The organism is Paraburkholderia bannensis, from assembly GCF_014200455.1.
GTDB lineage: Bacteria > Pseudomonadota > Gammaproteobacteria > Burkholderiales > Burkholderiaceae > Paraburkholderia > Paraburkholderia bannensis_A.
The window spans coordinates 1-24794 of the sequence record NZ_JACHBW010000039.1; the positions used below are offsets into that span (position 1 = coordinate 1).

Consider the following 24794-nt stretch of genomic DNA (forward strand, 5'->3'; position numbering starts at 1 on the left):
ACCACTCTTCGTCCGATACGTCCGTTGGGTAGGGTCTGCGTTTTTTCATCCCGCCAGGGTACCAGGTCTGGCCGAAAGTTCATAACACCTTCTAGCGGCGGGGTAAAGATATCGCAGGAGACTCGCGAGTTCCCTGAATGTTTCTCTTAGTGTTCCAAGCCGCCACCAATCACATCGCGCTTAAAACGTGGTGGCTTTTCGACTGTGGGATCCGTGACCGGCGCCATGCATGCGTTATGGCACCCGCAACGATCATTGAGCAGCCTTCTGCGCTGCCTGCTCAATGAGTTTCGCAACCTCCTTGGGGTGGGACATATACGCCACGTGGCTGGAATCGAGTTCGATCGTGGTGCTACCGGCGCGCTTCGTCATGAACCGCTCGAGATCCGGGTTGATCGCACGATCCGCGGTCGCAACGACTGCCCAGTTCGGCTTCGTTCTCCACGCGGCCGTCGACACCGGCGTACCGAACGACGCAGCAGCGGGCATCACCTGGGAGCGGGACATGAATTCAGCTTCGGACGCCGGCAAGTCAGCCGCGAAATCCGCATGGAAGTGAGCCGGGTCGAGGTACAGATAGCCATCTGCCGTAGCCTTGATCGCGGTGGAGGCAGACGGCATCTTCCTGGCGAGGTCCATCGCGCTTTCTCCCGAGTCCGGCTCAAAGGCGGCGACGTATACAAGGCCTGCGACCTTCGCGTCATTTCCCGCTTCCGTAATCACGGCGCCACCATAGCTATGACCTACGAGGATCGACGGTCCCGACTGCGCATCGACCACGCGCGTCGTAGCTTTGACGTCATCCGCGAAAGACGTTTCGGGTTCCTGTACGATCGAAACGTTGTAGCCGTCGCGCGACAGGATCCTGGAGACGTTCTGCCAGCCCGAACCATCGGCAAAGTAGCCGTGGACGAGAACGATGTTTTCGACCGGCGCTGCCGTCGCAGCGGCAGCGACGAACAACAAAAAAGAAGCAAGAATGGCTGCGGCCATAAGGCCATATCTTGAAGCTGCGTTCATAGTTAGAGTCCGATAAATTCAACCTGACTACGGCCGGGGCACCACCACGCTCAATTACGCCCGGTTCACAGATGCGCTTTAAACCAGTCAGCCGCCGCGCGCGACGCGGTCTCGAACTCCGCGAGATAGGGATCGAAATGCCCTCCCTTCACTATCGCCAGTCGCTTCGGCTCCAGGGCGTTTTCGAACGCTTTGAGCGCAAGATCAGTGGCAGCCGTGTGATCTTGCTCCGCAACCACCATTAGCAACGGTGTGGGCGATACCCGCGCGACGTATTCCCCGGGTGAGTACATACGGGCCCAACGGCTCGAACGCAGTGTGACGCTGTTTGCCCATACCCCCTCAGGGACGGGCTGCAGATAGAAGCTGATCTCGTCTGGCGCGCTGTAGGCGGCAGGTTTGGTCGAGTCTTCATTAACCAGTTGAAGAGTCGCCGGAGCTTCACCGCGAAGCTGCGCATGCTCGTCGGCATCAAAACGGGCCTCAAGCGCTGCAACGCCTTGGGGAGTGACGCGACGTAGACCTGCAGCATGGCCGTCGATCGTCGGGACCTGCGAGACGATTGCCTTTAGCCGTCTGTCGGTCGCCCCCAGCACAATCGCATGACCGCCGGCATAGCTGGTACCCCAAAGTCCGATTCGCGCCTCGTCCACCTCCGGCCGATCCTGCAGCCACGAGATCGCTCTTCGCCAGTCTGAGATCTGCTGCCACGGGTTAATGTCCTGGCGAGGCTCACCGCCGCTATCGCCGAATCCTCGATGATCGTGAAGCAGCACTACGAAACCCGCTTCCGCGAAGAACGTGGCCATTCGCTCCACGCCGTGATACCGCGTGCCGCCATATCCGTGCGCCATGGTGATGGCGGGAAGCTGGCCATTGCGATTTTTCGGTACAAAGAGCCACGCAGCCAGCTCGACTCCCCCGTCAACAGGAAAGCGAATATCTTCTTTGCTGTAGTTCAATATGTCCTCGCCTAAGTCAATCGTCGTTAAGCTCGCCGAGCAACTTCCCGAGATTCATTTCTGCGTCTCGGGTCTGAAACCCGCGTTTGATTGCGGCTTGAATCCGCTTCTGGGCTACTGGCTCTCGAACGCCTTCGCCGAACAAATCAGAATCACGGCGAAAATCCTCAATCGGGGCGAGCGCCAAAGCATTGACTCGCCGCTTCACGGCTACATGGCCACTAACGGGAAACTGTGCGATCCGCTGCGCGAGCGATCGGACAAACTCATCGAGATCGGCGGCCGGTAAGGAGCGGTTGATCCAGCCATAGCGCTCTGCCAACTCTGCGTCGTAGTCGTTCGCGCTCAACATGACCTCGAGTGCGCGCGATCGGCCCATCAACCTCACCAGGTGCTGAGCGCCACCACCTCCCGGAACCACTCCAAACGCTGGCTCCATCTGCGCGAAGATCGCCGACTCTTTCGCGGCAAAACACATGTCGCAGCCCATGACGAACTCGCTTCCTGCGCCTCGTACCCGCCCCTCGACCTGCGCGATGCTCACCAGACGGCTCTCGCTGAGATAACGAAACAGCACGGCGATCGAGGCCTCTCCGGTCAGCCTCGCGGCCTCGTCGCGATAGGCCTTGATCTGCGTCACGTCGACGTGAGGGATAAAAAAATCTGGGTCGCCGCTCTTGAAAACGATGACACTTACGGTTTCGTCGTCCTCTGCTTCCGAGATAAATGAGACAAGGTCGTGGACCAGTTCTGGGCCGAGGAGATTCATTGGCGGCGCCATGATGCTCGCGATCAACACCGCACCGTCGCGTTGAACTGTTAGCGTTTTGAAATCCATGGAGCACCTTCGCATGTCGGAGGACGAGTGGACGCAGCGAACGCTCGTGCGATTTAAAACGTTCGGGAAGTGACAGAGCGCGCGAGTAAATGTATTTACTTTTTAACTCATCGAATAGCCGGTAAATTTGAGAGGTGCCCTTCCATGGGAGAGAGGCTTGGACCGACTTGAAGCAATGACTATTCTGTTGGCCGCCGTAGATGGCGGAAGCTTTTCCGCGGCGAGCCGTCAACTTGGCGTCCCGCTCGCGACTGTCAGTCGCCGCGTGGCAGAGCTCGAATCACATCTGCGAATCCGGCTGGTTTTGCGTTGCAATCGTGGCCTGACGCTCACCGAGGCTGGCCAGGCATACGTCGCCTCATGTCGGCGGATCATTGAAGATCTCGCAGAGGTCGAACGCACAACGACTGGCGAATATCACGCGCCAAGGGGAGAGTTGGTAGTCGCCGCCCCCATTGTGATGGGGCGTCTCCACGGACTGCCCATCATCGCTGAATTTTTACGGGCATATCCGGAGATCCGTGTGCGAGCGCAGTTGGCCGATCGCAGCGTGAACCTGCTTGAAGAGCGTGTTGACGTAGCGCTGCGTACCGGAGCTTTACCCGACAGCAGCATGATCGCGATACACATCGGGCGAGTGCGCCAGGTGCTCTGCGCGAGCCCTGCCTACCTGGCACGTCGAGGAGTGCCGAATACTCCCGCAGATCTGGAGTCGCACGACTGCGTGGGATACGAAGGTCTGGTTGTTGGCACAAGCTGGGAATTTCACAACAATGGTGCTCCACACGTCGTTGACGTGGCCTGGCGAATGATGGTCAACTCGATTGACGGCGCGGTAGTGGCTGCGGAAGAAGGCGGTGGAATCGCCCGCGTTCTGTCGTATCAGATCGTAGAACAACTAAATTCCGGGGCTTTGGTAACAGTGCTGGACGATTACGAACTACCCATCACACCAATCAACTTGATATATCCCAGTCAGCGTCAAGTGCCGCTGAAATTGCGAGCGTTTCTGGACTTCGCAGCTCCGCGGCTGAAACAGCGGCTCGCGACATGAGACATGCATGTGTCGTCATTCGGTCAATGGCGCCCGCGTCGACCGATCGGGCGTCTGGATTACGCCGAACATGCATGCCATTTGCAGGATGCTCAAGCCTCAATCACTACATGAAGTCTGGTCGACGTTGCCATGCGCCAATTTTTTGCGTCTGCTAGATTCGGCTGGTATCCATTTCGGGGAACACGCCATGAAGCTTCGAACCGTGTATTTGAAGGTGAGTGATATGGAGAAGTCCGCTACTTTCTGGGAAAGACTTCTCGGGCATGAACCGCTTAAGCGCTCGGAAAAGTGGACGGAATTCATGATCGGCGCAAACCGGCTCGGCCTGCTGTTGAACGATTTTGGAGACGAGATCAAGGGTAGCAACGCCGTCCCTGTCTTCGAGTTTGAAGAAAATTCGCTCCATGAATTCGTGAGGCGGGCAACGGAAAACGGTGCCTCTATCGTGATGGACGGGTTGAAGATCGAATCGATGAAAAGCATTGTATTGAGCACCCCGGACGGACACGAGTTCGAACTCTGCATGTGCCACAACTAACCAGCAACTTTTCCGTCGATCCTGTGCCGTTGCGAACGACTGTTCAGCGGCAACGGAGAGACGCTCAAGGAGCCCCACCGAAGCGCGCTTGCGGGTCCGAGTGCGGCTCTCTGCGCCGCCCCCCGTTGCGCCTCAATTTCCTGCTTCTCGATCGATACGGATGATCCAAGGCAGCGGTGAGTTACATCGCAGCGTCGTCAGCCGGAATCAGCAGAGGCGATCGAGTTGCTGAAGTTTTACGAGCCTGCCTTCGCCCGCTGGTCCATGGGCACGGCCTCGCTTTCCTCGATCGCAAGCGCGATGAATGCCCGTGCCGCAGCACTTCGATATGCGCCTTTTCGCAGCAGCAACGCGGCGGTCCGCTGAGGCAGCGCCGGCTCCAGGTTCACCAGAAACAGTCCGCTGTGCTCGCGCGCGATGGCGGCAGGCAGCAGCGTTGCGAGCGCACTGCGCTGCACGATCTCGATGACCGCGCTGATCGAATTGACCTCCATCGCAATGTGCGGAGCGATACCATGCTCTCTGCAATATCGATCGATGTAATGGCGGGTAGCGAACTCTTCATTGAGCAGGACGAGCGTTTCGCTCGCGAACTCGCGACACTTCAGCGCGCCGCGCTTCTTCGCATGCGGATGCGACTTGCCGACCACCATCCCCAGCGCTTCGACAAACAGCACCCGGGTTTCGATGTCAGGGGGGTGCGTATCCTTGAACGCGATGCCGACATCAAGCGCATCCTCGTTCAACAATGCCTCCATCCGGTCCTGCGGCATTTCCAGAATGTTCAACGTGATGTTCGGATACCGGCGGTTGTACTTCTCAAGCAACGGACCGATCAGGTACGCGGTGAACGTCGGGGTCATCGCGAGGCGCAGCGAGCCGCGGCTCAATTCCTGCACGTCGTGTATCGCTCGCTTTCCAGCCTCCAGGTCTTGCAGCGCGCGCTGCGCGTAGCGCACATAGGCCGCGCCGGCGTCGGTCAGTTGGATCGTCCGGCCAGACCGGTCGAGCAGTTGAACGCGCAGCGCGTCCTCAAGCTGCCTGATCTGTTGTGACAGCGTCGGCTGCGATATGTGCAGCGCCTCGGCCGCACGCGTGAAATTGCGGTGTTCCGCGACCGCCAGAAAGTAACGGATGTGCCGGAGCAGCATCGGGCCCCCTCAAACTATTGGTGTTGCCTATAAAGACAATAATAAACGGGTCTTGGACGCTATGGGTTGTTCGGCGCATTCTTCGTCCATCGGATCTCGTCAAACACTCAGATGGAGGGAAACATGCAAGAAATCATCGACGGCTTCCTGAAGTTCCAGCGCGACGCGTTTCCCCAGCGCTCCGAGCTTTTCAAACAACTCGCTAAGAGCCAGCACCCGCGTACCTTGTTCATTTCGTGCTCGGACAGCCGGCTCGTACCCGAACTTGTCACGCAGCGCGAGCCAGGCGACCTGTTCGTGATCCGCAACGCCGGCAATATCGTGCCGTCGTACGGCCCGGAACCGGGCGGCGTGACCGCCTCGGTCGAATACGCGGTCGCCGCACTGGGTGTCACCGATGTCGTTATCTGCGGTCACTCTGATTGCGGCGCGATGACGGCCATCGCGACCTGCAAGTGTCTGGACCATATGCCGGCCGTGCGCGGTTGGCTGCAATACGCGGATTCCGCGAAAGTCGTCAACGAGGCGCGTGAGCACAAAAGCGAGCGCGACCGGGTCAACTCGATGGTCCGCGAAAACGTGGTTGCCCAGCTCGCGAACATCAAGACTCATCCTTCTGTGCGGCTTGCGCTTGAGCAAGGACATCTGGCCCTGCACGGCTGGGTGTACGACATCGAAACCGGCTTGATCGATACGCTCAACGGCGCGACCAACCTGTTCGTTTCTCTCGCGGAACATCCGCATGTTTGTGCAGCCCCGGCTCGACTCAACCTCGCCGCCTGAATGGCTGCTTTTCCGCTTCAGTCCATCTCAAGGAGCATCGTCATGACGCAGTCCCAGTACAGCCAGTCCTCCCGCGAAGCCCTGACCGACGCGATCGTCGACGCGAAGATCCGCAAGAACCTGACGTTCGAGCAGATCAACGAAGGCACTGGCCTCAGCCTCGCATTCGTTACCGCCGCACTGCTCGGCCAGCATCCGTTGCCAGCCGACGCCGCAAAGATCGTGGCCGACAAGCTTGACCTCGGCGACGATGCAGTCCGCTCGCTGCAAACCATCCCGGTGCGAGGCAGCATCCCGGGTGGCGTGCCGACCGATCCCACCATCTACCGTTTCTACGAGATGGTGCAGATCTACGGTTCGACGCTGAAGGCGCTGGTTCATGAGAAGTTCGGCGACGGCATCATTAGCGCAATTAATTTCAAGCTCGACATCAAGAAAGTCGACGATCCGGAAGGCGGCTCGCGTGCGGTGATCACGCTCGACGGGAAGTATCTGCCGACCAAGCCGTTCTAGGACGGCCGGGCTCAGCCTGCCATGCGAGCGCTGTTCGTGCCGAGCCCTGATACGCGTTCCGCACGAAACCTCGCGCCAGATTCATACACATCCAGGACGGGAAGGAACTGCGCCGCTCGTCCATCACCTTAGCGCGTAAGCGGGCGACGTTTGCCCGCATACGGGCCAATCGCAAGGCTCAGCGTCCTGGAACACACGGCGATGAACACGATACGGATGGATGCCCACTGCGACTTCATTTGTTCGTGGCCCTGGATTGACCAGCGCAAACTCGCCGCGCTGCTTTTATCCCCCTTTGGTCCGTTTCGGGCCTTACCAACCACTGAGGTATGAACATGTCGACTAACACTGAAATTCGTCCGCCGCTCCCTCCTTTCACACGCGAAACCGCCGCCGAGAAAGTGCGCCTGGCCGAGGACGGCTGGAATACACGCGATGCTGCCAAAGTGTCGCTCGCGTACAGCGTCGATACTCGTTGGCGCAACCGAGCTGAATTCACAAACGGCCGCAATGAAGCCCGGGCGTTTCTGGAGCGTAAATGGTCGAAGGAACTGGAGTACCGTCTCATCAAGGAGCTGTGGGCTTTCACAGACAACAGGATTGCCGTGCGTTACGCCTACGAATGGCGTGACGACTCCGGCAACTGGTTCCGCTCCTACGGCAACGAGAACTGGGAGTTCCGCGAGGACGGTCTGATGGTGAATCGTTACTCTTGCATCAATGATCTGCCCATCAAGGAAGAAGACCGGAAGTTTCACTGGCCACTCGGCCGCCGTCCGGATGACCATCCCGGCTTGTCGGATCTCGGTCTTTAATCGCCAGGCTGATCTATCGCCTTGACCGGGGGCCCCCGGGGAAGCAAACGTCAGCGGTCGGTCACACCTGACATGATGAGCAGTTATCCTAAGCGTAGTTTGCCGATGAGCCAGGATCGAAGCGCTTATCGTGCGCCGTTCACGACTCCGTCGAAAATGGCCCCATGCGGCTGCGGCGGGGCGCGCCAATACTGCGGTGGGGCTTCGACGGTAGCGCCTAAGCTCGCAGCTGCGTGCCAAGTCCAACGAGGGTCGTAGAGCATGCCTCGCGCAATTGCCACAGCATCCGCGTGGCCCCTGGATACAATTTCCTCAGCCTGCAGGGCATCGGTTATCAAGCCCACGCAGATAGTCGTCACGCCCGTCGCTTTCTTGATTCGGTCGGCAAAGGGAACCTGATAGCCCGGACCCACCGTAATTTTCTGCAGCGGCGAAATACCCCCTGACGACACGTCGATCCAGTCGACACCCCGCGTCTCCAGTGCTTTCGCGAACTCGACGGTCTGCTCGATGTCCCAGCCTGCGTCCAACCAGTCCGTCGCCGAAACTTTGACACCGAGCGGCTTGTGCTTTGGCCAGACAGCGCGCACCGCATCGTACACCTCCAACGGATAACGCATTCTAGCCTCCAGGCTGCCTCCATACTCATCGGTGCGGGTGTTCGAAATCGGGGAGAGAAACTCGTGAAGCAGATAACCATGCGCGCAATGCAGTTCAATCGCGTCGATGCCAAGCCGGTTTGCGCGCAGCGCGGCCGCAACAAACGCATCTCGAATGCGGCTCATCCCGGCACGATCCAACTCACGCGGCAACTCCTCGCCTTCCTTTTGCGGCAATGCCGAGGGAGCGTCGGTGATCCAGCCTCCATTCGCCACCGCGATCTGCTGGCCGCCTTTCCACGGAACTTCGCTGGATGCCTTACGCCCCGCATGCCCCAACTGGATGGCCAGTCGAATGTTCGAGTGGCGACGCACCGCGTCCACGACCGGCTTTAGCGCCAGCTCCGTTTGGTCGTCCCATAGTCCCAGGTCGCCAGCCGTGATACGGCCGCCGGGCTCTACCGCCGTGGCTTCAATGCAGAGCAGGCCCGCACCCGAGTTGGCCAGTCCGCCCAGGTGAATCAAGTGCCACGCGGTCGCTTTGCCATCTTCAGCAACATACTGGCACATGGGTGCGACCATGACTCGATTTGCAAGCTTGAGCTCCCCCAATTCGAGCGGGGAAAACAGAGCACTCATTTTCCTATCTCCAGAAATGCAGCCGCAGACCCGAGACATCTCTCATCGGGGCGATACCGATAGGTAGATCCTTGATGCTTGCGGCAAGTGATGCGCGTGCTTTAAGCGGCAGTTCGTCCACCGTTGACTCGAAGAACTTCTCCGGTCATAAAACTCGCTTTGTCCGATGCCACAAAAATGATTGCATCGGCAATCTCTTCAGGCGTGCCCGCGCGTTTAAGCGGCACGGTGGCGAGCATCGCGGCCTTGCCCGATTCGGAACCTGTTATGCGGTCAAGCATTTCTGTCTGTATGGGTCCTGGTGCGACTGCATTGACTCGAATATTGAACGCGGCGGACTCTAGCGCGGCGGATTTCGTGAGGCCCTCGACCGCATGCTTGCTGGCGACATAAAGTGCGTTCCTGGCGGCACCGCGAATCCCCATCGTTGACGATACATTCACAATGCTCCCGCCGCCCTGGGCTGCCATGGCGCGGATTTCGTGCTTGAGCGCCAGCCACGTGCCGAGAACATTCGTATCGAAAACGAGAGCGTATTGATCGACGTTCTGTTCAACGATCGGTGCGGGGTCGCCCTCGTAACCGGCGCTGTTCACCGCAATATCCAGACGACCAAAGCGGGAAACGGCGTGATCGACCAGGCCTTGAACCTGGTCCTCGAAACGCACGTCTGCCTGCACAAATTCCACTTCGGCACCCGATGAACGCAGCTGCTCTGCCAGTTCCCTGCCTTCTTCGAGCCGACGACCCGAGATAACCAGCCGGGCTTTCTCTTTAGCGAAGGCAATGGCTGTTGCGCGACCAATTCCAGAAAGCGCTCCTGTCACAAGTACTACCGGTGAATCACTCATTTTCTTGCTCCTTTGACAACCAGTTTGAAACTTTCAAAGTTATTCGAGCCACGAAATGGCAAACGTGCATCACGTGGCTCGAATTGCGTCACGCGCTGTAGCCGCCGTCGACGGGAATGATCGCCCCGGTGATGAAACTCGCCGCAGGGCTGGCGACGAAGGCAACGACCGATGCGATCTCTTCAGGCCGACCGAAGCGTCCGAGCGCGGTGGCAGCGGCCTGCGCCTCGGCAAAGGGGCTGTTATCAGGGTTCATCTCGGTATTCGTCGAACCGGTGCCGATCACATTCACGGTAATGCCCTTCGGGCCCAGATCCCGCGCAGCACCCTTGCTATAGCCCTCGATCGCGCGCTTCGTTGCGCTGTAGTCAGCAAGGCCGGGCCAGGTTGATCGCCAGGCGAGGGCCGACGAAATCGAAATAATCCGCCCGCCGCTCTCCATCACCCGCGAAGCTTCTCGAATAGCAGTTACCACCGCTTCGTAATTGATCTTCTGTTGTCGCTCAAAGCCCGATATATCTGTGGTCTCGGCCACCGTGCCCGTTACGAAAACGGCCGCGTTATTGACAAGAATGTCGATGCGGCCGAAACGTTCGACAACGTCCGCAATCAATGCCTTGACCGCTGTTGCATCAGCCTGGTCTGCCTGCAGCGCAATCGCTTTTCCACCGGACGCTTCGATTGTCGCAACGACTTCTTTGGCTGCGGCTTCGCTGCTGGAATAACTGAGCGCGACGGTGGCGCCTTGCGCAGCGAGCTGGATGGCGGTTGCCGCGCCGATTCCGCGTGAGCCGCCGGTCACAAGCGCGATCTTTCCTTGAAGAGTATTTGCCATGATTCTGTCCATTAACTAGAGGATGAGTCGCGGGCGCATGAATCGCCCGCATGCTTTCGTAACGCTGGAACTACAGGTTGAAACTTCTTGAATCAGACGGCCGCGCTGGGTGCGGGCGCAAAGAAACGGTTGGAAGGCCGTGCCAGGCCGAGATGCTCGCGCAATGTGCGCCCTTCATATTCGCGTCTGAACAGACCGCGCCGCTGCAGCTCCGGAACGAGTTTGTCGACCACCTCGTCAAGGCCGCCTGGAATCCATGGAAACATGACGTTGAAGCCATCGGAGGCCTGCGTCTCCAGCCACTCCTGCATCTCATCGGCGATCGATTTCGCGGTGCCGACGAAGGCGAAGCCCGAGTAGCTACCGGCGGCGCGCGCTAGCTCGCGGATCGTCAGACCTTTCTCCCGGGCGAGATTGACCATGCGTTCGCGCTGCGAGCGACCTGCTTCGGTCTCCGGAATATCGGGCAGTGGCCCGTCGGGATCATGGCCTGAAACGTCGAATCCGAGCATCGCGTTCAGGGAGCCGATGCCACTGTCATAGTGGATGAGACTATCGAGCGTAGCGCGGCGCTCAAGCGCCTCATCGATGCTGTCAGCTACGACGACAAATGCGCCGGGCAGGTAACGCAGCGTGTCGGGCGCGCGGCCGATCGCGGCCATGCGCGAACGGACATCGGCATTGAAACTGCGAGCGGCCTCTATCGACGGCGGTGCGCCGAAAATGACCTCGGCGGTTTGCGCCGCGAGCTGACGGCCTGCCGGTGACGCTCCGGCCTGGACAATCACGGGCCAGCCCTGCGGAGGCCGCGCGATATTGAGCGGGCCGCGTACTTTCAGCGAGGGACCTTCGTGACTGATCGCATGAATTCGCGTGGGATCGACGAAGACCCCGCTCTCGGTGTCCCTCACGAAGGCGTCATCGGCGAAGCTGTCCCAGAGGCCGGTAACGACATCGACAAACTCGCGCGCAAGCTCGTAGCGATCGTCGTGGTCCATCTGGGATTCGTAGCCGAAGTTGAGGGCCGCGTCGGGGTTTGCCGTTGTCACCACGTTCCAGCCGGCCCGACCACTGCTGATGTGGTCCAGTGACGCAAATCGCCTGGCAATGTGGTACGGCGCATCGAAGGTTGTCGAGGCCGTGGCGATCAACCCGATCCGGTCTGTCACCGCCGATAGCGCCGAGAGCAGCGTAAATGGCTCGAATGACGTCACCGTGTGGCTCCTCATGAGCGCGGCGACTGGCATGTTCAGTAGCGCCAGGTGATCGGCCATGAAGAAGGCGTCGAACTTCGCCGCTTCCAGTCGCCGGATCGAGCGCCGCATCTGGTCGAGGCTGAAATTCGCATGCGGGTCGGCGCCAGGATAGCGCCACGCGCCCGTGTGGATAGCCGCTGGCCGCATGAAAGCACCCAGGTGGAGTTGGCGATGTCTGGCCATTGTTCGCTCCGTCGCGTCAGGTGCCGCTGGCTCGCATAACGGGCCAGCGGCGGGTTTCAGGCGTCGAGGAAGGTCGTTGCATTGGCAACGAACGTCTCCGGATACTGATAGATCGACCCGTGATTGGAGTCCGGATAGACGATCAGCTGCGCGTTCGGCAGATGCTGCTGGAGCGTGAACGAATGCCGCGTCGGAATGATGACGTCGTTGCTGCCCTGGACGACCAGCACGGGCTGACGGATCGATTTCAGATACTCCAGCGCGCTATCGTTCGGCACATGCCACTTGCCGATTGCCTCACCCTGGGCGGCGATGGTTTGCGCGCTCACTTGCGGATCGCGATCCTGACGACGCAGCTTGCGCTCAAGGAAGGCGAGACCGGCCTTCTGGCTGGCTTCGGAAGGTCCGAAGTGGACAGCAAGCCACAAGTGTTCGGGCGGATCGTAGCTGCCGGCGAAGATTTCCGCCGAGCGGCTTTCCGACATGTCCTGCGAGCGATGCCCGGTGCCGACAAGGATGATCTTGCGGACAAGGTCCCCGCCCTGCAGCGCGATCTCCTGCGCCACGAAGCCACCGATCGAAATGCCGAGTACGTCAACCTGGGTCAGACCCAGCGCGCGAATGAAGGCGATCGCATTGGCGCCCATCTCCTGGAAACTCGTCGGGGTGTCGCCCGAAGAGCTGGAGACGCCGGCATTGTTGAACAGGATGACTTCGCGGTCCTTGGCAAAACCGTCGGTCACGGCCGGATCCCAGTGGTCCAGGGTGCCCGTGAAGTGCTGATTGAAGACAAGCGGCAAGCCGCCCTTCTTGCCGAACCGGCGGTAAGCGAAGCGAATGCCGTTGGCTTCGACGAATTGGGTCGGCGCTGTATCGTGACTGATGCTGTTCATGGTTCAATCCTCTGTGGGCTGGTGTGAAGTGCTCTAACTCGTGCATGCAGAGTAGCGTTTCAGCCCGCAGCGGAAAAAGACTTTCGAGGCTCCCCCGCATGCCTGGGAAGCATGGCTCCGAAATCGGGAAGAGTGGCAAAGCATGACTGCTCGTTCACGGTGACGCGCCGCATGCCTTTATTTGAAAGTGCACGCAGAGTCTGACGTCTCAGTTTCGTGGGTGCCGGGTGGATCTATGTGACTGGGACTTGAGTGCGCCCCAACCGCGGAAACGGGTCGAGTAGCGACCACCGCCTCCACAGCGCGACGGCACACTGAACCTCCCTCCAGCCGGAAGGAGATCATCGCGCAAACGCACAAAGGCCGCGCAGGCAGCCGTGTGCCGTGAAAATGGGGAAAGGTCACCCGCCAGAAGCCGCTGTTGAAACCTCCGGAAATCTGGGCGATTCACGCCGGCGCCAGATGTCTTCGAACATTCACGGCACGACCTGCAAAGCAGTCTGCCCTGACCGATGGCGCGCGCTCAGTATCTGCGCGACCGACCTCTGCGATTCACCTCACGGCCGGTCAGCGTCGGACCTGCCGCGCCAATGTCAATCGCATCCGCTGATTGCTGTGTCACGGGAAAGATGGCATTGAGCGCGCCTTTCGCGTCACCTTTCATGTGTGCGAGACGAGCAAGGCTCAATGAGCAACGCGCCTGCCACCCACGGAATCCGTACTTCTGGGCCATTTGAAGGGCATCGGTCAAAATCGATTCGGCCGCCGGCATCGCTTCGTCGCCCCGGGTCGCGACCAGCACCTCCGCCTTCGCTCTCCAGAGCTCGGGCAGACCGCACCTGTCGTCGGTTTGAATCGCGCGGGCGACGGATGCGTCAATGACTTCGGTCGCCTCGGAAACCATGCCTCGCCGGCACAGCGCCTCGGCGAGCGCCGTGATGTAGGGCGACAGCGACACATAGAACCGCTTCGATCCCATGTTCGTCATCGCCGGGGAGATCGTCCGGGCAAAGGCGGTAGGGTCGCCCGCGCGCAGATCGAGCAGCCCTTGCCACATTTGCGCACGGGCGCGCCACGTCGAAATACTGTGACGCCGCGTTTCGGCAGCGAGAGACGCGACGGCCTCATCGAGCGCGGCGGCGTCACAGTCCAACACGGCAAGCGTGCAAACGGCCTCGCTCAGTGCATAGCAGATCGAGACCGGATGGTCGAACTCCCGGGCATCGTCGAGCGACTGTTGGGCAGCCTGCCGTGCCAGCTCCGTCTCCCCCATGAACCACAGCGTGAGCGCAAGCGATGCGTGGGACAGCATCTTCTCGTCGTACAGGAAGCGCATCCGCTGTGCTCGCGGAAGCGGCCCGGTATCGTTCGCTGCACGTTGCAGGTCGGCAAGCGCGCCAGGAAGATCGCCGGCGAAAAGACGCGACATGCCGCTCAGCCGAAGGGCGGCCAGATGATCGCATTTGCGTGGCGACGTCAACGCGAGCTCGTTGAAGTGGCGGGCGAGCGGGATGGCTCGCGCGTATTCACCATTCAGGTAGTGGCACATCCAGCGCCCCCACATGCCCAACAGTTGGTAGTCCAGGTTCCCGAGCCGAGCCGCGATGTCGACGGCCGATTCGAAGGCATCGCTTGTGCTGGTCGCGACGGTATGGCAAAGCAGACACATCCCTCGTGCCGCGTGAAGCTTCATCTGCCGCTCGTCGACCGGACCGCTCTGACCCGATAGCCACTCCAGTGCCTTGTCCACAGTCGCGAGGCATTCCTGAAGTAGCGCGAGATGCGTCAGAAACGGGATGCCGGCCACCGTGAGTTCGACGGCGAGCTCCATGTCGCCTTCAACACTGAAGCACCACTGCATCGCCGCGCGAAGGTCGTCAAGGTGCGGCACATAGCCGTTTCTCCAGTCGACGTCAGCGTGCCCCTCTGCCCGCCGCGCGGCGGTCCGGAAAATCTCAAGGAAGTAGCCGGCGTGCCGCCTCGACCATCCAGGCATCGCGCCGCTCGCGCGCAGCGCGTCCCGTGCGTACGCGCGAGTCGATTCGAGCAGCCGATACCGGACGTAGCCACTACCCGAAGCCACTGAAACAAGCGACTTGTCGACGAGTTGCATCAAGGCCGTCACGACAGCGTCAGGCGCAAGTGCATCGCAACTTGCCATTTCCTGCGCGGACGCCAGCGTGAACGTCCCTGCGAACAGGCTCAGCCGATCCAGCACCGATCGCTGTTCGTCGGACAAAAGGTCGTAGCTCCAGTCGAGCGCCGCACGTAGTGTCTGCTGCCTCGGGAGCGCGGTGCGCGAGCCGTGCGTGAGGATCTGAAACCGATTCCCGAGCCGGTCGGCCACGCCCTGGAGCCCAAGCGACGGAACACAGGCCGCGGCAAGTTCCAGCGCAAGCGGAATTCCATCGAGCTGGCGGCAAATCTGTGACTTCAGCCTCAATGCAGCCCGTGAATCCGGACTGAGCCCGGCATGCGGCCCGACCCGCTCTTCGAACAGACGTACGGCGCTGTAGTCGAGTGCGTCATCGCAATTGTCGTCCGGCGGAACCTCCAGCGACGGAACACGATAGGCCAGTTCGCCGGCCACGCGCAGCGGTTCGCGGCTGGTGGCAAGCACGACCGCTCGCGGGGCGATGCGAAGGAACTGTTCGGCAATCCTTGCTGCCCCGTCGATCAGGTGCTCGCAGTTGTCCAGAACGAGCAGCAAATGCCGCGACATCAGGCTCGGCGCGAGCCGCTCGAGCGAAAACGTGCCGTCGCCCGGAGGAAATCCGAGCGCGACCGCAATGGTCGTTGGAATATGGTCCGTTGATGTGGTGGCCGCGAGTTCGGCCACGAACGCGCCATCCGCAAAATGTGATGCCGACTGGCGCGCGGCTTCGAGCGCCAACCGCGTCTTTCCGATACCGCCGGTACCCGCGAGCGTGACCAGACGATGCGTTTGCAGGCCACGGCAAATCTCGCGGACGGCAATTTCCTGGCCGATCAGAGGACTGACCTCTGCAGGTAGCGACAGGCCCGAAAAAGCCGGCCCGTGCGTTGGTGCAGCAGGAGGCTTATCCGAATTCGCGTCTTGCGTAAGCACTTCTGCGATGAACTGGTATCCGCGCCCCGTCACCGTGCGTATTGCCGCCCGATCTTCTCCGAGAGCGCGGCGAAGTGCGGAAATCTGAGCTTCGACGGTATTGCTTTCGACGACGCGGTCTTGCCACAGCCTCGCGATGATCTGCGCCTTGCTCAGAACGGAACCACGCGATTGCGCCAGAAGAAGGAGCAGGTCGAACGCCCGGTCGCCGATCTCGACTCGGGTTCCACGATGCACGACCTCGCGGCGGCGTGGCGCGACGACCGTTGCTCCGAAAGCGAATTCACCGTGATGCAATATGCACACGTCCATTCGGACCTCCTCGTGACGAGGCGAAAACAGCGGGGGGCTTCTCGGCTATTCAATACCCGGAAAGAGGGTGTTCGGTTCGAGCGTGCATCGGATTGTACTGCCGGGCCGCAACGCAACGACGTGTCACATTGGGCTCAGTTTATTAGTCTGACATGAACCCTGGCTTACCTGCAGCCAGCATGCTCGCCACCGGGAGGTAGCGGCTGGTTTCACGCGTGTCGCCGGAATGATCGGGGCCCCGGCGAGCCGCGAGCACCGGCGAGAATCAGCCTCCTTCAGTACATTTCAGCGCGCGCAGAAGTGCATCCCCTGCACTTTGGAATTTATTTACGTACTGCCTACGGCGTCGTCCACCTTACTGCTTGATCTGGTCGATGCGCGACAGAAACGTCGACAGGATCGCTGAACGGTTGTTCCGGTTATAGCCGACCACCAGCTCGATCCTTGGCGGTTCGCCCTTGAGCGGTCGGCTTGTTACCGACCAGGGCAGCAGTTTCTCGGCATAGGCGGGCAGTAGTGCTACGCCTCTCGTCGAGGCGATCAGCGACATCGCCATCGTCAGGTTGTGCACGCGATGCGCGGGCTCGATCGCGAGACCGTGTGTCGACAGATAGTTTTCGATCGTGCCGCGCATGGGACCGGCGACGTCCGAGCCGCTGATGAAAAGTTCACCCGCCAGTTCGTGCACGTCGATCTCATCGAAGGCTGCAAGGCGATGGTCGCTTGGCATCAGCACGACGAACGGCTCGCGTGCGACCGTCACGTAATCGAGGTCGGCTCGGTTGGCTTCGGCGCGCATGAAGGCGATGTCCAGCCGTCCCGTCGACAATCCCTCTGCGAGTTCAGGGGAGTGCTCGCTCGATACCGTCATTTCGATGCTCTGCAGATCGCCCGCGAGCACGCGAGTCGCTTCGGCGAGCCAGGTCACTTCCTGTCCGCTCAGAAAGCCAACGGCAAACGTCGGCTTGGACGGTCGCGCCGCGCGCCGCGCCGCCTCGCACGCCGCATCGACTTGGGCAAGGGCGAGGCGCGTATGGTCCAGAAATGCCTTGCCGGCGTCGGTCAGGTCGATGCCGCGCGCGCTACGCACGAACAGTTGCGCACCGACTTCGTATTCAAGGTCCCGGATCTGGCGGCTCAGAGACGGCTGGGACGTGTAGAGCCGCCGTTCCGCCGCGACGCTCAGGCTGCCCTCTTCGGCCACCGCGACGAAATAACGAAGATGACGCAGTTCCATGTGCGCGTTCCTTTTAGTCATGCCTGACAGGTATGGGGATCAGCTTACAAAGTCTTTTTCGCGCGGGCAAGTGGCGACTATCGTTCGATCACATCAGCCGGACGAAACCCTCCCTGGCCTCAACGTCAGTTATCCGCTGGAAGGACGATCATGAACACCCTGACTGGAAAGACCGCGCTCGTCACCGGCGCTTCCCGTGGCATCGGGCGCGCCACTGCACTTGCGCTCGCTCAGGCTGGCGCTCAGATCATCGTTCACTATGGCCGCGGTGCGTCTGAGGCCAAGGCCGTCGTCGCCGAAATCACTGCGGCGGGCAGCCGTGCCCGATGCCTTCAGGCCGATCTGGCCGAATCCGATGGGCCGCACCGTCTTGCGCGCCATGTGCGGGCAATCGTCGGCGAACGGCTCGACATCCTCGTTGCCAACGCTGGTATCGCGAAGGCCGCCACGCTGGAGGAAACAGGCGTCGAAGATTTCGACGAACTGTTCGCAGTCAACGTGCGCGCTCCGTATTTTCTCGTTCAGCAATTGCTGCCGATCATGTGCAAGGGCAGCAGCGTGACGCTGCTTTCGTCGCTCGCGGCGCACGTAGTCATCGGTGAGCTGTCGGCCTACTCCGCGACGAAAGGTGCCGTCGATACGCTCGTACGCCATTTGGCAGCTGACCTCGGACCGCGCGGCATCCGCGTGAACGCGGTCGCGCCCGGTGTGGTGAACACCGCCATGTCGAGCTTCATCCGCACCGATGAGGGCCGCCAGATGACGCTCAACCTGCAGGCCATCAAACGGCTCGCCGAACCGGACGACATCGCTGCTGCGATTACCTTTCTCGCCTCTGACCAGGCCAGATGGACAACTGGAGCGACGCTGCATGTGGACGGCGGCTCGAAGCTCCAGGCGCGTTGACCCCAATGCTGTCATTACGGCAGCCCAACACCGTTCACGCGCAGAATCACATCATGGCGCAAACCACCTCGATCGATCCCCGCGCCCCCGAAACTGGCTGGCAGTTCTTTGGGTCGCACTGCTAGCGCTAGTACCCCGTCGCACAGATCACGCTCACCTACCGGTCCCAGGGCGCGCGCGCGGCGCACTCGTGATAGCGTTGGCGTCTTTGCTACGCAGCGCCGTGACGCCCCGCGCCCCATCATGACCCAAGCCGCACCTCCCATTCTCGACGACGCCCCCGGGCGCGGCCGCTCGCTCGCGCGCCACTATCCGCGCGGCCTGCATATCGAGCCGCACTCGCACACCTGGGCGCAGGTGCTTTACGCGGTGTCCGGCGTGATGTGGGTCGAAGCGGGCAACGAAGCGCTGGTCGTGCCGCCGCAGCGCGCGGTCTGGCTGCCGCCCGGCACGACCCACGCGATCCACATGATGAGCGAAGTGGAGATGCGCAATCTCTATCTGCACGAGCGCGACATCGGTCATCTGAGTTCGCGCAGCGAGGTGTTCCAGATCGACGGTTTGCTGCGCGAACTGATCCGCACCATCGCCGAACACGAAGCCGCGCGCGACGATGCGTGGCTCGCCACCGCCTCGCAACTCGCCGCGATGGAACTGGCCCATGCGCGCCGGTCCTCGCTGCGGGTGCCGCTGCCGGATGCCGCGGGTACGGACGCCACGGCCGGTTCGGGCGACCGGCGCCTTGCCATGTTGTGCCGCGCCGTGATCGAGAATCCTTCCAACGAGATCGCTTTCGAGCAGCACGCGGCGTCGGTAGGCGCGAGCGTGCGTACTCTGGCGCGCCTGTTTACGCGGGAGCTGGGGCTGGGATTCGCGCAATGGCGTCGACAGGTGCAACTGGCGATTGCCGTGTCGCGGCTGGCCGAAGGGCAGGCCGTGAGCGCCGTGGCGCGACAGCTCGGCTATCTGCCCAGCAGTTTCAGCGATATGTTCCGCCGCGAGCTAGGCGTTTCGCCGAGTGAATATCGCCCTGTGGAAACGCTAGGGCAAACGCACGCGGACGATGGTGCATGACAAAGCGCGCGGATCAATGCGACGAGACATAGATCGCATCCTCGAATGCTTCGGGTATGGCAAAACTTTCCCGCATGCGCCGCGCCTCTGCGGCGGGCGTCAAGCCAAATAGCCGCTTGAATTCACGGCTGAACTGCGACACGCTCGTGTAGCCCACGGCGTGGCTCGCCGCTTGCGCGGTCAGGTCCTGGCGCACCATCAACAGGCGCGCCTGATGCAGGCGCGTCGATTTCACGTACTGCATCGGCGACACCCGGGTAATCGCCTTGAAGTGGCTGTGAAAGCTCGGCACGCTCATGCCCGCTTCGCGCGCCAGTTGCATCACGTCCAGCGGCTGCGCGTAAGCGGCATGGATCAGACGCAGCGACCGGCCTATACGGCCAAACTGACCTTTCATCGCCAGCGCCTCGCGCATCGAGCTTCCCTGCGCGCCCGTGAGCACACGGAAATAGAGTTCGCGAAGCAGGTTCGGGCCGAGCACCGCGGCTTCCAGCGGCCGATGCATGGCCTCCAGGAAGCGCAGCACGGATATCTGCATGGCGTCGTCCATCGGCGTCGACATCATGCTTTGGGGCGCTTGTACGTGTTCCGTGATGCCTTCGCGATCGATCTGCGCCGCCAGTTCAGCGGCGAGCGCGAAATCCAGGTGCAGATAAAGCGCGAGCAAGGGATGCTGTTCGCTGGCCTCGGTCTCCATGCTGAACGGCACGGGCGCGCAGACGGCCAGATAGTGGTCCTCGTCGTAAAGATAAAGCTGCTCGCCAAAATAGCCGCGCTTGCGGCCCTGACAAACGATCACGATGCCCGGATCGTAGAGCACCGGCGTGCGTGACAAGGGCCGGTTCGAACGCAGGATGCGCACGCCCGGCAGCGCCGTGAGGTTGTAACCCTCATCCGGCGCCAGTGCATGGAGCAACGCAATCATGCGCTTGCGGTTTCGTGGGGACAGGTCGGGGCCAATGGCGAGGGCTCGGGTCGCACTCATAGTTTCAGGCAATATAAATAGCAGATTTTGGCTTATACCATTCTTTTCTTGAGACTAGTATGCAGTCCACAGCCACTTTTCCATGAGAGGTCTTTATGTCGGCCAGCAAAATCATCCTTATCACGGGCGTCAGCAGCGGCTTCGGGCGAGCGCTCGCCCAGCAGGCGCTTGCGGCAGGCCATACGGTCGTCGGCACGGTCAGAAGTGAGCAAGCCCGCCGCGATTTCGAAGCACTGGCAGAAAACGCGGCTCATGCGCGCGTGCTCGATGTCACGGACTTCGACGCGATCGACGCCACCGTCGCCGGGATCGAAGCGAACGTCGGGCCCATCGACGTCCTGGTGAACAACGCCGGTTATGGACACGAAGGCGTGATGGAAGAATCGCCTTTGTCAGAAATGCGCAGGCAATTCGATGTGAACGTATTCGGCGCGGTCGCGATGATGAAAGCCGTGCTGCCCTTCATGCGCTCACGCCGACGCGGCCACATCCTCAATATCACGTCGATGGGCGGGTACATCACCATGCCTGGCATTGCTTACTACTGCGGCAGCAAATTCGCGCTGGAAGGCATTTCGGAGTCGCTGGGCAAGGAGGTCAAGCCGTTGGGCATCCACGTCACCGCCGTCGCGCCGGGATCGTTCCGCACCGACTGGGCAGGCCGCTCGATGATACGCACGCCGCGTTCGATTGCCGACTATGACGCCCTCTTCGATCCCATCCGCCAGGCACGCGAAGAGAAAAGCGGCAAGCAACTGGGCGATCCTCGCAAGGCGGCGCGCGCGATGCTCGCGGCCATCGATTCGGAACAACCGCCTGCGCATCTGCTGCTCGGCAGCGATGCGCTTGCGCTGGTGAGAAACAAATTGAGCGATCTTGAGAAAGAGATTGACGCGTGGGAAACGGTCACCGTTTCGACCGACGGCTAAAGTGCCGTCAAAGCTCGACCACGCAATGCGGATCGAACGCGCGGTTTTCCCACTGCAACTCGGCGCTGTTTTGCGCCGAGGCCAGATTGAGCGGATAGCCGCGCGGGTTCGCGATAACGCGCGCGCCGCCCGAACGGTAATCGAAGGAGTCGTGCACGTGGCCGTGAATCCAGAGGTCCGCAAACGGCAAGAGGTTACGCAGATCGCTCAGAAACCCTGCATTGACGGGATGATCGCGAAACCGTTCGTGAACCGAATCAGGCGACACGCCATGATGCGTGATCACCACCGTCTTGCCGCGAAACGGCGTGGCGAGTGCCTTGACGAGCCACTGAACCGCAAGGCGATGCTCCGCGAGCGCGTCTTCGGGCCCGAACGGGCCGCCGTCCTCGCGCAGGATCGATTGATGATCGGACATCGCGTCGCGTGCATATGCCATGCTTCTATTGCTGTCGCCATAGAGCGCGTAGTCGGTCCACAGGCAGCAGCCGAGAAAGCGCACGCCGTCCAGTTCCACCGAACTGCGTTCCAGGTAGTGGATATTCGTGCCCTGCGCGCGTTGGGCGATGGCGGTCACGGTTTCGATATAGCCCGCGCCGTAGGCCTCGTGATTGCCGCTGACGTAGACCACCGGCACGGGCCAGCCGGCAAAACGGTCCACGCCCGCCGCGCCCAGATGAATATCGCCCGCCAGGATCAACAGATCGGCACCGGGCGCAGCCTCCAGCGGCGGACAATCGGGGAACTTCTGTTGCAGGGCGTCGAGATGAAGATCCGACGCAATCTGTACTTGCATGGTTTGTTGCCAGATTCTGGATGACGGGCCAGTGGCCGACATCATGTATTTTGCGCAGGTGCGCCAGTGCCGGCGGCCTGCTTGTCGTCGTTGCGCGACGAAGTATATTCGGCCAGTTGCCAGGCGACCAGACCGGGCACATAGAACAGCAGATCGCGGATACGGCGCGCACCCGCGAGCGCAAGACAGGTTGGCGCGTCAAAGCCGAACAGCGCGCCGATCAGCACGAAACCACCCTCCTGCACGCCCAGGCTCGCGGGGACCAGAAATGCAATGCTGCTGACAATCTGGATCAGCGCTTCGGTCACGCAGGCCTGTGCGAACGTGGCGGGTGCGCCCAGCACGCGCAACGCGAACCAGATTTCCAGCGAGAAGCCGATGAACTGCACCGTTTGCCAGATGAACAGATAGCGCAGCACCGTGCCTTTGCGACGCCAGATCAGCTTGACGGCTTGATCGATACGCACCGACTTGCCCACCAGTTCGACCAGCTTTCCGCTTGTTACCTGATTGAGCACGCGCGCAAAACGCTCGAACGGCCGCGCATGCTGAACCAGAGCGAACAGCACCAATACCGGCACGGCCGCGCTGATGCTCCAGAGCAGCGTACTGATGGTGCGCGCGGTTCCTGAACTGGAACCGTCGAGCACATAGGCGCAGGCGAGAAAAGCAAACAGAAGCTGGCTGATCAAGGTCAGTTGAATATCGACCACGAGACTGCCCAGCGCTGTCGCCGGACGCACGCCGAAGCGGCCCAGCAATCGAAACGAGACGATCTCGCCGCCCACCCGCGCGACCGGCAACAGGCCATTCACCGATTCGCGGATCCAAACTATTTTAAGCATCGTCAACAAGGACGGACGCTCCGCGGGACGGATCAGCGTGCGCCAGTCCCAGGCATTCGCCCACATCGGCAGAATATGGACGAGCGCGGCGATCACGAGTCCGATTCCCGCATCACGCATCAAGCGCCATGTGGTTTCCGGATGTTCACGCCAGACCAGAAACACGGCTATGGCAAAACCGGCCAATGCTGCGATACGACCAAGCTGCTTCATGAATCACGCCCTCTTGCGCGCTCTTGTATGTCCATCTTCGAGTTCGCGATATCTGTTACTACGCGCGCCGCGCTCACTCATCGCGAACGGGCGACAGCATGCCGTTGCCGTCCACACTGAAGCGAATGCCTCGCCAGACCACGCCCGACGAACCGAAACTCGCCAGATAGACGGCAAATTGCAGCATGTCGCACAGCGGCAGATTCCACAAGCCGCGCGTGCGACAGCGCGTGGCGCGGTCGACTCTCAGGACTAACAACGTGCGTGCCAGCAAGGCGGCGCAAGCGATCAGACAGGCGGCGGCCGCACCGCCGGAAAACGCCAGTGCCAGCAGGGCCAGCGGCAAGGGATGCATCAACACCGCGCCAAGATGACCAGAACGGTCAGCGGCGCGGATGGTGCGGCTCCAGCGCAACTCGTGCGTGAAGAAGTCAGTGAACGTGCCTTCCACACAGGCGTGCTCGACGACCAGCGGCGGAATCGCCACCGTCTTGCCGATGCGCCGCACGGCTTCGCCCAGCGCGTGGTCTTCGGCAAGATGATGAGCAAACTGCCGCAAACCGCCAATCGCATTGAGCGTCTGGCGCGTGAGCGCAATCGTCTGTCCAAAGCAGGGACGCGCACGACCGATCGCCACGCCCGTTACTACGCCGGGCAGAAAATGATAGTTCGTGAGCGCAGCGCCGACGCGCGGCCAGAAACCCGGCGCGCACAGCCCGCGATAAACCGTGGTGACCAGACCCACGCCCGGTTCGTCGAGCGTGCCGACTACCTTGCGCAGATAGCTGCTATCGACGCGCACATCGCTGTCGGCGAAACACAGAACATCGTGCGCGGCGTGTTCGAGCATATTGACGAGATTGGCGATCTTGCGATTCGGCCCATAAAGCCGCCCATCCGCAACAATCGTGATCGCCGCTTGCGGATAACGCTCGCGCAATGCTTCGACGCTTTTGAGCGCGGCATCATTCGCATCGTGTACGCCAAACAGAAATTGAACCGGTCCTCGGTAATCCTGATTAAAGAACGATTCGAGGTGTTCGGACAATTGCCATTCGTCGCCGTGTAATGGCTTCACCACGGTCACGCCGGGAAACTGCGCCGGCGCGTTGACGCTGCGCGCAAAAAACCGTCCAACCAGCGCACTCGCCAACAAGGTGTACATGATACCGAGGGACGCCGCCGCGCCAAACAGCACGGCGATCGCATCGAGCAACAGGTGTTCGACGTGCGGCGGCGCGATATTCGTCATCGCCGCCGCCACTGAACCGACCAGAATAACCACGGCCGGCACTCGTAAGTTCGTGGGAAAAGCGCCCTTGCGCGAGCCGCTCATCATGCCTCGTGCGCGCGCAGGAAGCGGAAGAACTCCACGCCTTCGCGCAGACGGCGTTTCATCATGTCCCAGCTGGTGAGCATTTCACGCACGATTTCCCAGATCTTCGACGGGCGGAAATAGAACTGGCGATAGAACTG

The 24794-nt window shown here is 61.0% G+C and carries 23 protein-coding genes; 8 read left to right on the forward strand and 15 right to left on the reverse strand.

The window, feature by feature from the left end:
• Positions 1-252 precede the first annotated feature (252 nt).
• The 3 genes from F4827_RS33835 to F4827_RS33845 form a co-directional block, all read right to left on the reverse strand.
• Positions 253-993, reverse strand: coding sequence for an alpha/beta hydrolase (locus F4827_RS33835; protein ID WP_260175554.1), 741 nt, complete (start codon positions 991-993; stop codon positions 253-255).
• A 92-nt stretch (positions 994-1085) separates the two neighbouring features.
• Positions 1086-1982: an alpha/beta hydrolase gene (locus tag F4827_RS33840; RefSeq protein ID WP_183733338.1), complete on the reverse strand. Its 897-nt coding sequence runs from the start codon at positions 1980-1982 to the stop codon at positions 1086-1088.
• A 16-nt stretch (positions 1983-1998) separates the two neighbouring features.
• Positions 1999-2820 carry an enoyl-CoA hydratase/isomerase family protein gene (locus tag F4827_RS33845; protein ID WP_183733336.1) on the reverse strand — a complete coding sequence of 274 codons (822 nt, stop codon included), beginning with the start codon at positions 2818-2820 and terminating at the stop codon, positions 1999-2001.
• Between the two features lie 175 nt (positions 2821-2995).
• Here F4827_RS33845 and F4827_RS33850 point away from each other — a divergent pair, with 175 nt between their 5' ends.
• Positions 2996-3874 carry a LysR family transcriptional regulator gene (locus F4827_RS33850; RefSeq protein WP_260184745.1) on the forward strand — a complete coding sequence of 293 codons (879 nt, stop codon included), beginning with the start codon at positions 2996-2998 and terminating at the stop codon, positions 3872-3874.
• Between the two features lie 7 nt (positions 3875-3881).
• On the forward strand, positions 3882-4415 hold the full coding sequence (locus tag F4827_RS33855; protein WP_260175553.1) for a VOC family protein: 534 nt from the start codon (positions 3882-3884) through the stop codon (positions 4413-4415).
• A gap of 236 nt (positions 4416-4651) precedes the next feature.
• On the opposite strand, the gene cynR is transcribed toward F4827_RS33855, so the two are convergent.
• Positions 4652-5566: a transcriptional regulator CynR gene (cynR, locus tag F4827_RS33860; protein WP_183733329.1), complete on the reverse strand. Its 915-nt coding sequence runs from the start codon at positions 5564-5566 to the stop codon at positions 4652-4654.
• A 123-nt stretch (positions 5567-5689) separates the two neighbouring features.
• Between cynR and F4827_RS33865 the strand changes: the two genes are divergently transcribed.
• The 3 genes from F4827_RS33865 to F4827_RS33875 all read left to right on the forward strand — a co-directional run bounded on the left by F4827_RS33865 (position 5690) and on the right by F4827_RS33875 (position 7677).
• Positions 5690-6349 carry a carbonic anhydrase gene (locus tag F4827_RS33865; RefSeq protein WP_183733346.1) on the forward strand — a complete coding sequence of 220 codons (660 nt, stop codon included), beginning with the start codon at positions 5690-5692 and terminating at the stop codon, positions 6347-6349.
• 42 nt (positions 6350-6391) lie between these two features.
• Positions 6392-6862 carry a cyanase gene (cynS, locus tag F4827_RS33870; RefSeq protein WP_183733327.1) on the forward strand — a complete coding sequence of 157 codons (471 nt, stop codon included), beginning with the start codon at positions 6392-6394 and terminating at the stop codon, positions 6860-6862.
• A 335-nt stretch (positions 6863-7197) separates the two neighbouring features.
• A complete protein-coding gene (locus F4827_RS33875) occupies positions 7198-7677 on the forward strand; it encodes a nuclear transport factor 2 family protein (RefSeq protein ID WP_183733324.1) in 480 nt (159 codons plus the stop codon).
• A 125-nt stretch (positions 7678-7802) separates the two neighbouring features.
• On the opposite strand, the gene F4827_RS33880 is transcribed toward F4827_RS33875, so the two are convergent.
• The 7 genes from F4827_RS33880 to F4827_RS33910 all read right to left on the reverse strand — a co-directional run bounded on the left by F4827_RS33880 (position 7803) and on the right by F4827_RS33910 (position 17570).
• Positions 7803-8915, reverse strand: a complete 1113-nt coding sequence (locus F4827_RS33880; protein WP_183733321.1) for an NADH:flavin oxidoreductase/NADH oxidase — start codon at positions 8913-8915, stop codon at positions 7803-7805.
• 101 nt (positions 8916-9016) lie between these two features.
• Positions 9017-9766 (reverse strand): SDR family NAD(P)-dependent oxidoreductase, encoded by a 750-nt coding sequence (locus F4827_RS33885; RefSeq protein ID WP_183733318.1) that lies wholly within the window; start codon positions 9764-9766, stop codon positions 9017-9019.
• An 88-nt stretch (positions 9767-9854) separates the two neighbouring features.
• Complete coding sequence (locus F4827_RS33890) at positions 9855-10601, reverse strand: SDR family NAD(P)-dependent oxidoreductase (RefSeq protein ID WP_183733315.1); 747 nt, start codon at positions 10599-10601, stop codon at positions 9855-9857.
• A 92-nt stretch (positions 10602-10693) separates the two neighbouring features.
• Positions 10694-12040, reverse strand: a complete 1347-nt coding sequence (locus tag F4827_RS33895) for an LLM class flavin-dependent oxidoreductase (protein WP_183733312.1) — start codon at positions 12038-12040, stop codon at positions 10694-10696.
• Positions 12041-12096: 56 nt separating this feature from the next.
• Positions 12097-12933, reverse strand: coding sequence for an alpha/beta fold hydrolase (locus tag F4827_RS33900; RefSeq protein ID WP_183733308.1), 837 nt, complete (start codon positions 12931-12933; stop codon positions 12097-12099).
• A gap of 523 nt (positions 12934-13456) precedes the next feature.
• Positions 13457-16333 carry a winged helix-turn-helix domain-containing protein gene (locus F4827_RS33905; RefSeq protein ID WP_183733305.1) on the reverse strand — a complete coding sequence of 959 codons (2877 nt, stop codon included), beginning with the start codon at positions 16331-16333 and terminating at the stop codon, positions 13457-13459.
• A 355-nt stretch (positions 16334-16688) separates the two neighbouring features.
• A complete protein-coding gene (locus tag F4827_RS33910) occupies positions 16689-17570 on the reverse strand; it encodes a LysR family transcriptional regulator (protein WP_183733303.1) in 882 nt (293 codons plus the stop codon).
• A gap of 150 nt (positions 17571-17720) precedes the next feature.
• Between F4827_RS33910 and F4827_RS33915 the strand changes: the two genes are divergently transcribed.
• Entirely contained in the window at positions 17721-18476 is a 756-nt protein-coding gene (locus F4827_RS33915) for an SDR family NAD(P)-dependent oxidoreductase (RefSeq protein ID WP_183733300.1), read from the forward strand.
• Between the two features lie 243 nt (positions 18477-18719).
• Entirely contained in the window at positions 18720-19550 is an 831-nt protein-coding gene (locus F4827_RS33920) for a helix-turn-helix transcriptional regulator (protein ID WP_183733298.1), read from the forward strand.
• Between the two features lie 13 nt (positions 19551-19563).
• Here F4827_RS33920 and F4827_RS33925 read toward each other — a convergent pair whose 3' ends face one another.
• Positions 19564-20535, reverse strand: coding sequence for an AraC family transcriptional regulator (locus F4827_RS33925; RefSeq protein ID WP_183733295.1), 972 nt, complete (start codon positions 20533-20535; stop codon positions 19564-19566).
• Positions 20536-20630: 95 nt separating this feature from the next.
• On the opposite strand from F4827_RS33925, the gene F4827_RS33930 reads away from it, so the two are divergent.
• Entirely contained in the window at positions 20631-21464 is an 834-nt protein-coding gene (locus F4827_RS33930; protein ID WP_183733292.1) for an oxidoreductase, read from the forward strand.
• 7 nt (positions 21465-21471) lie between these two features.
• On the opposite strand, the gene F4827_RS33935 is transcribed toward F4827_RS33930, so the two are convergent.
• The 3 genes from F4827_RS33935 to hpnI form a co-directional block, all read right to left on the reverse strand.
• Positions 21472-22260, reverse strand: coding sequence for a metallophosphoesterase (locus F4827_RS33935; RefSeq protein ID WP_183733288.1), 789 nt, complete (start codon positions 22258-22260; stop codon positions 21472-21474).
• Between the two features lie 41 nt (positions 22261-22301).
• Positions 22302-23318, reverse strand: coding sequence for a lysylphosphatidylglycerol synthase domain-containing protein (locus F4827_RS33940; RefSeq protein ID WP_183733285.1), 1017 nt, complete (start codon positions 23316-23318; stop codon positions 22302-22304).
• A gap of 73 nt (positions 23319-23391) precedes the next feature.
• Positions 23392-24570 (reverse strand): bacteriohopanetetrol glucosamine biosynthesis glycosyltransferase HpnI, encoded by a 1179-nt coding sequence (hpnI, locus tag F4827_RS33945; protein WP_183733343.1) that lies wholly within the window; start codon positions 24568-24570, stop codon positions 23392-23394.
• Positions 24571-24794: the final 224 nt, after the last annotated feature.

Excerpts from the sequence above, each read along its gene's own strand:
- F4827_RS33835 (WP_260175554.1), bottom strand. The coding sequence starts at position 993 with ATGGCCGCAGCCATTCTTGCTTCTTTTTTGTTGTTCGTCGCTGCCGCT.
- F4827_RS33845 (WP_183733336.1), bottom strand. The coding sequence starts at position 2,820 with ATGGATTTCAAAACGCTAACAGTTCAACGCGACGGTGCGGTGTTGATC.
- F4827_RS33850 (WP_260184745.1), top strand. The coding sequence starts at position 2,996 with ATGACTATTCTGTTGGCCGCCGTAGATGGCGGAAGCTTTTCCGCGGCG.
- F4827_RS33855 (WP_260175553.1), top strand. The coding sequence starts at position 3,882 with ATGTGTCGTCATTCGGTCAATGGCGCCCGCGTCGACCGATCGGGCGTC.
- cynR (WP_183733329.1), bottom strand. The coding sequence starts at position 5,566 with ATGCTGCTCCGGCACATCCGTTACTTTCTGGCGGTCGCGGAACACCGC.
- F4827_RS33865 (WP_183733346.1), top strand. The coding sequence starts at position 5,690 with ATGCAAGAAATCATCGACGGCTTCCTGAAGTTCCAGCGCGACGCGTTT.
- cynS (WP_183733327.1), top strand. The coding sequence starts at position 6,392 with ATGACGCAGTCCCAGTACAGCCAGTCCTCCCGCGAAGCCCTGACCGAC.
- F4827_RS33875 (WP_183733324.1), top strand. The coding sequence starts at position 7,198 with ATGTCGACTAACACTGAAATTCGTCCGCCGCTCCCTCCTTTCACACGC.
- F4827_RS33880 (WP_183733321.1), bottom strand. The coding sequence starts at position 8,915 with ATGAGTGCTCTGTTTTCCCCGCTCGAATTGGGGGAGCTCAAGCTTGCA.
- F4827_RS33885 (WP_183733318.1), bottom strand. The coding sequence starts at position 9,766 with ATGAGTGATTCACCGGTAGTACTTGTGACAGGAGCGCTTTCTGGAATT.
- F4827_RS33890 (WP_183733315.1), bottom strand. The coding sequence starts at position 10,601 with ATGGCAAATACTCTTCAAGGAAAGATCGCGCTTGTGACCGGCGGCTCA.
- F4827_RS33895 (WP_183733312.1), bottom strand. The coding sequence starts at position 12,040 with ATGGCCAGACATCGCCAACTCCACCTGGGTGCTTTCATGCGGCCAGCG.
- F4827_RS33900 (WP_183733308.1), bottom strand. The coding sequence starts at position 12,933 with ATGAACAGCATCAGTCACGATACAGCGCCGACCCAATTCGTCGAAGCC.
- F4827_RS33905 (WP_183733305.1), bottom strand. The coding sequence starts at position 16,333 with ATGGACGTGTGCATATTGCATCACGGTGAATTCGCTTTCGGAGCAACG.
- F4827_RS33910 (WP_183733303.1), bottom strand. The coding sequence starts at position 17,570 with ATGGAACTGCGTCATCTTCGTTATTTCGTCGCGGTGGCCGAAGAGGGC.
- F4827_RS33915 (WP_183733300.1), top strand. The coding sequence starts at position 17,721 with ATGAACACCCTGACTGGAAAGACCGCGCTCGTCACCGGCGCTTCCCGT.
- F4827_RS33920 (WP_183733298.1), top strand. The coding sequence starts at position 18,720 with ATGACCCAAGCCGCACCTCCCATTCTCGACGACGCCCCCGGGCGCGGC.
- F4827_RS33925 (WP_183733295.1), bottom strand. The coding sequence starts at position 20,535 with ATGAGTGCGACCCGAGCCCTCGCCATTGGCCCCGACCTGTCCCCACGA.
- F4827_RS33930 (WP_183733292.1), top strand. The coding sequence starts at position 20,631 with ATGTCGGCCAGCAAAATCATCCTTATCACGGGCGTCAGCAGCGGCTTC.
- F4827_RS33935 (WP_183733288.1), bottom strand. The coding sequence starts at position 22,260 with ATGCAAGTACAGATTGCGTCGGATCTTCATCTCGACGCCCTGCAACAG.
- F4827_RS33940 (WP_183733285.1), bottom strand. The coding sequence starts at position 23,318 with ATGAAGCAGCTTGGTCGTATCGCAGCATTGGCCGGTTTTGCCATAGCC.
- hpnI (WP_183733343.1), bottom strand. The coding sequence starts at position 24,570 with ATGACGAATATCGCGCCGCCGCACGTCGAACACCTGTTGCTCGATGCG.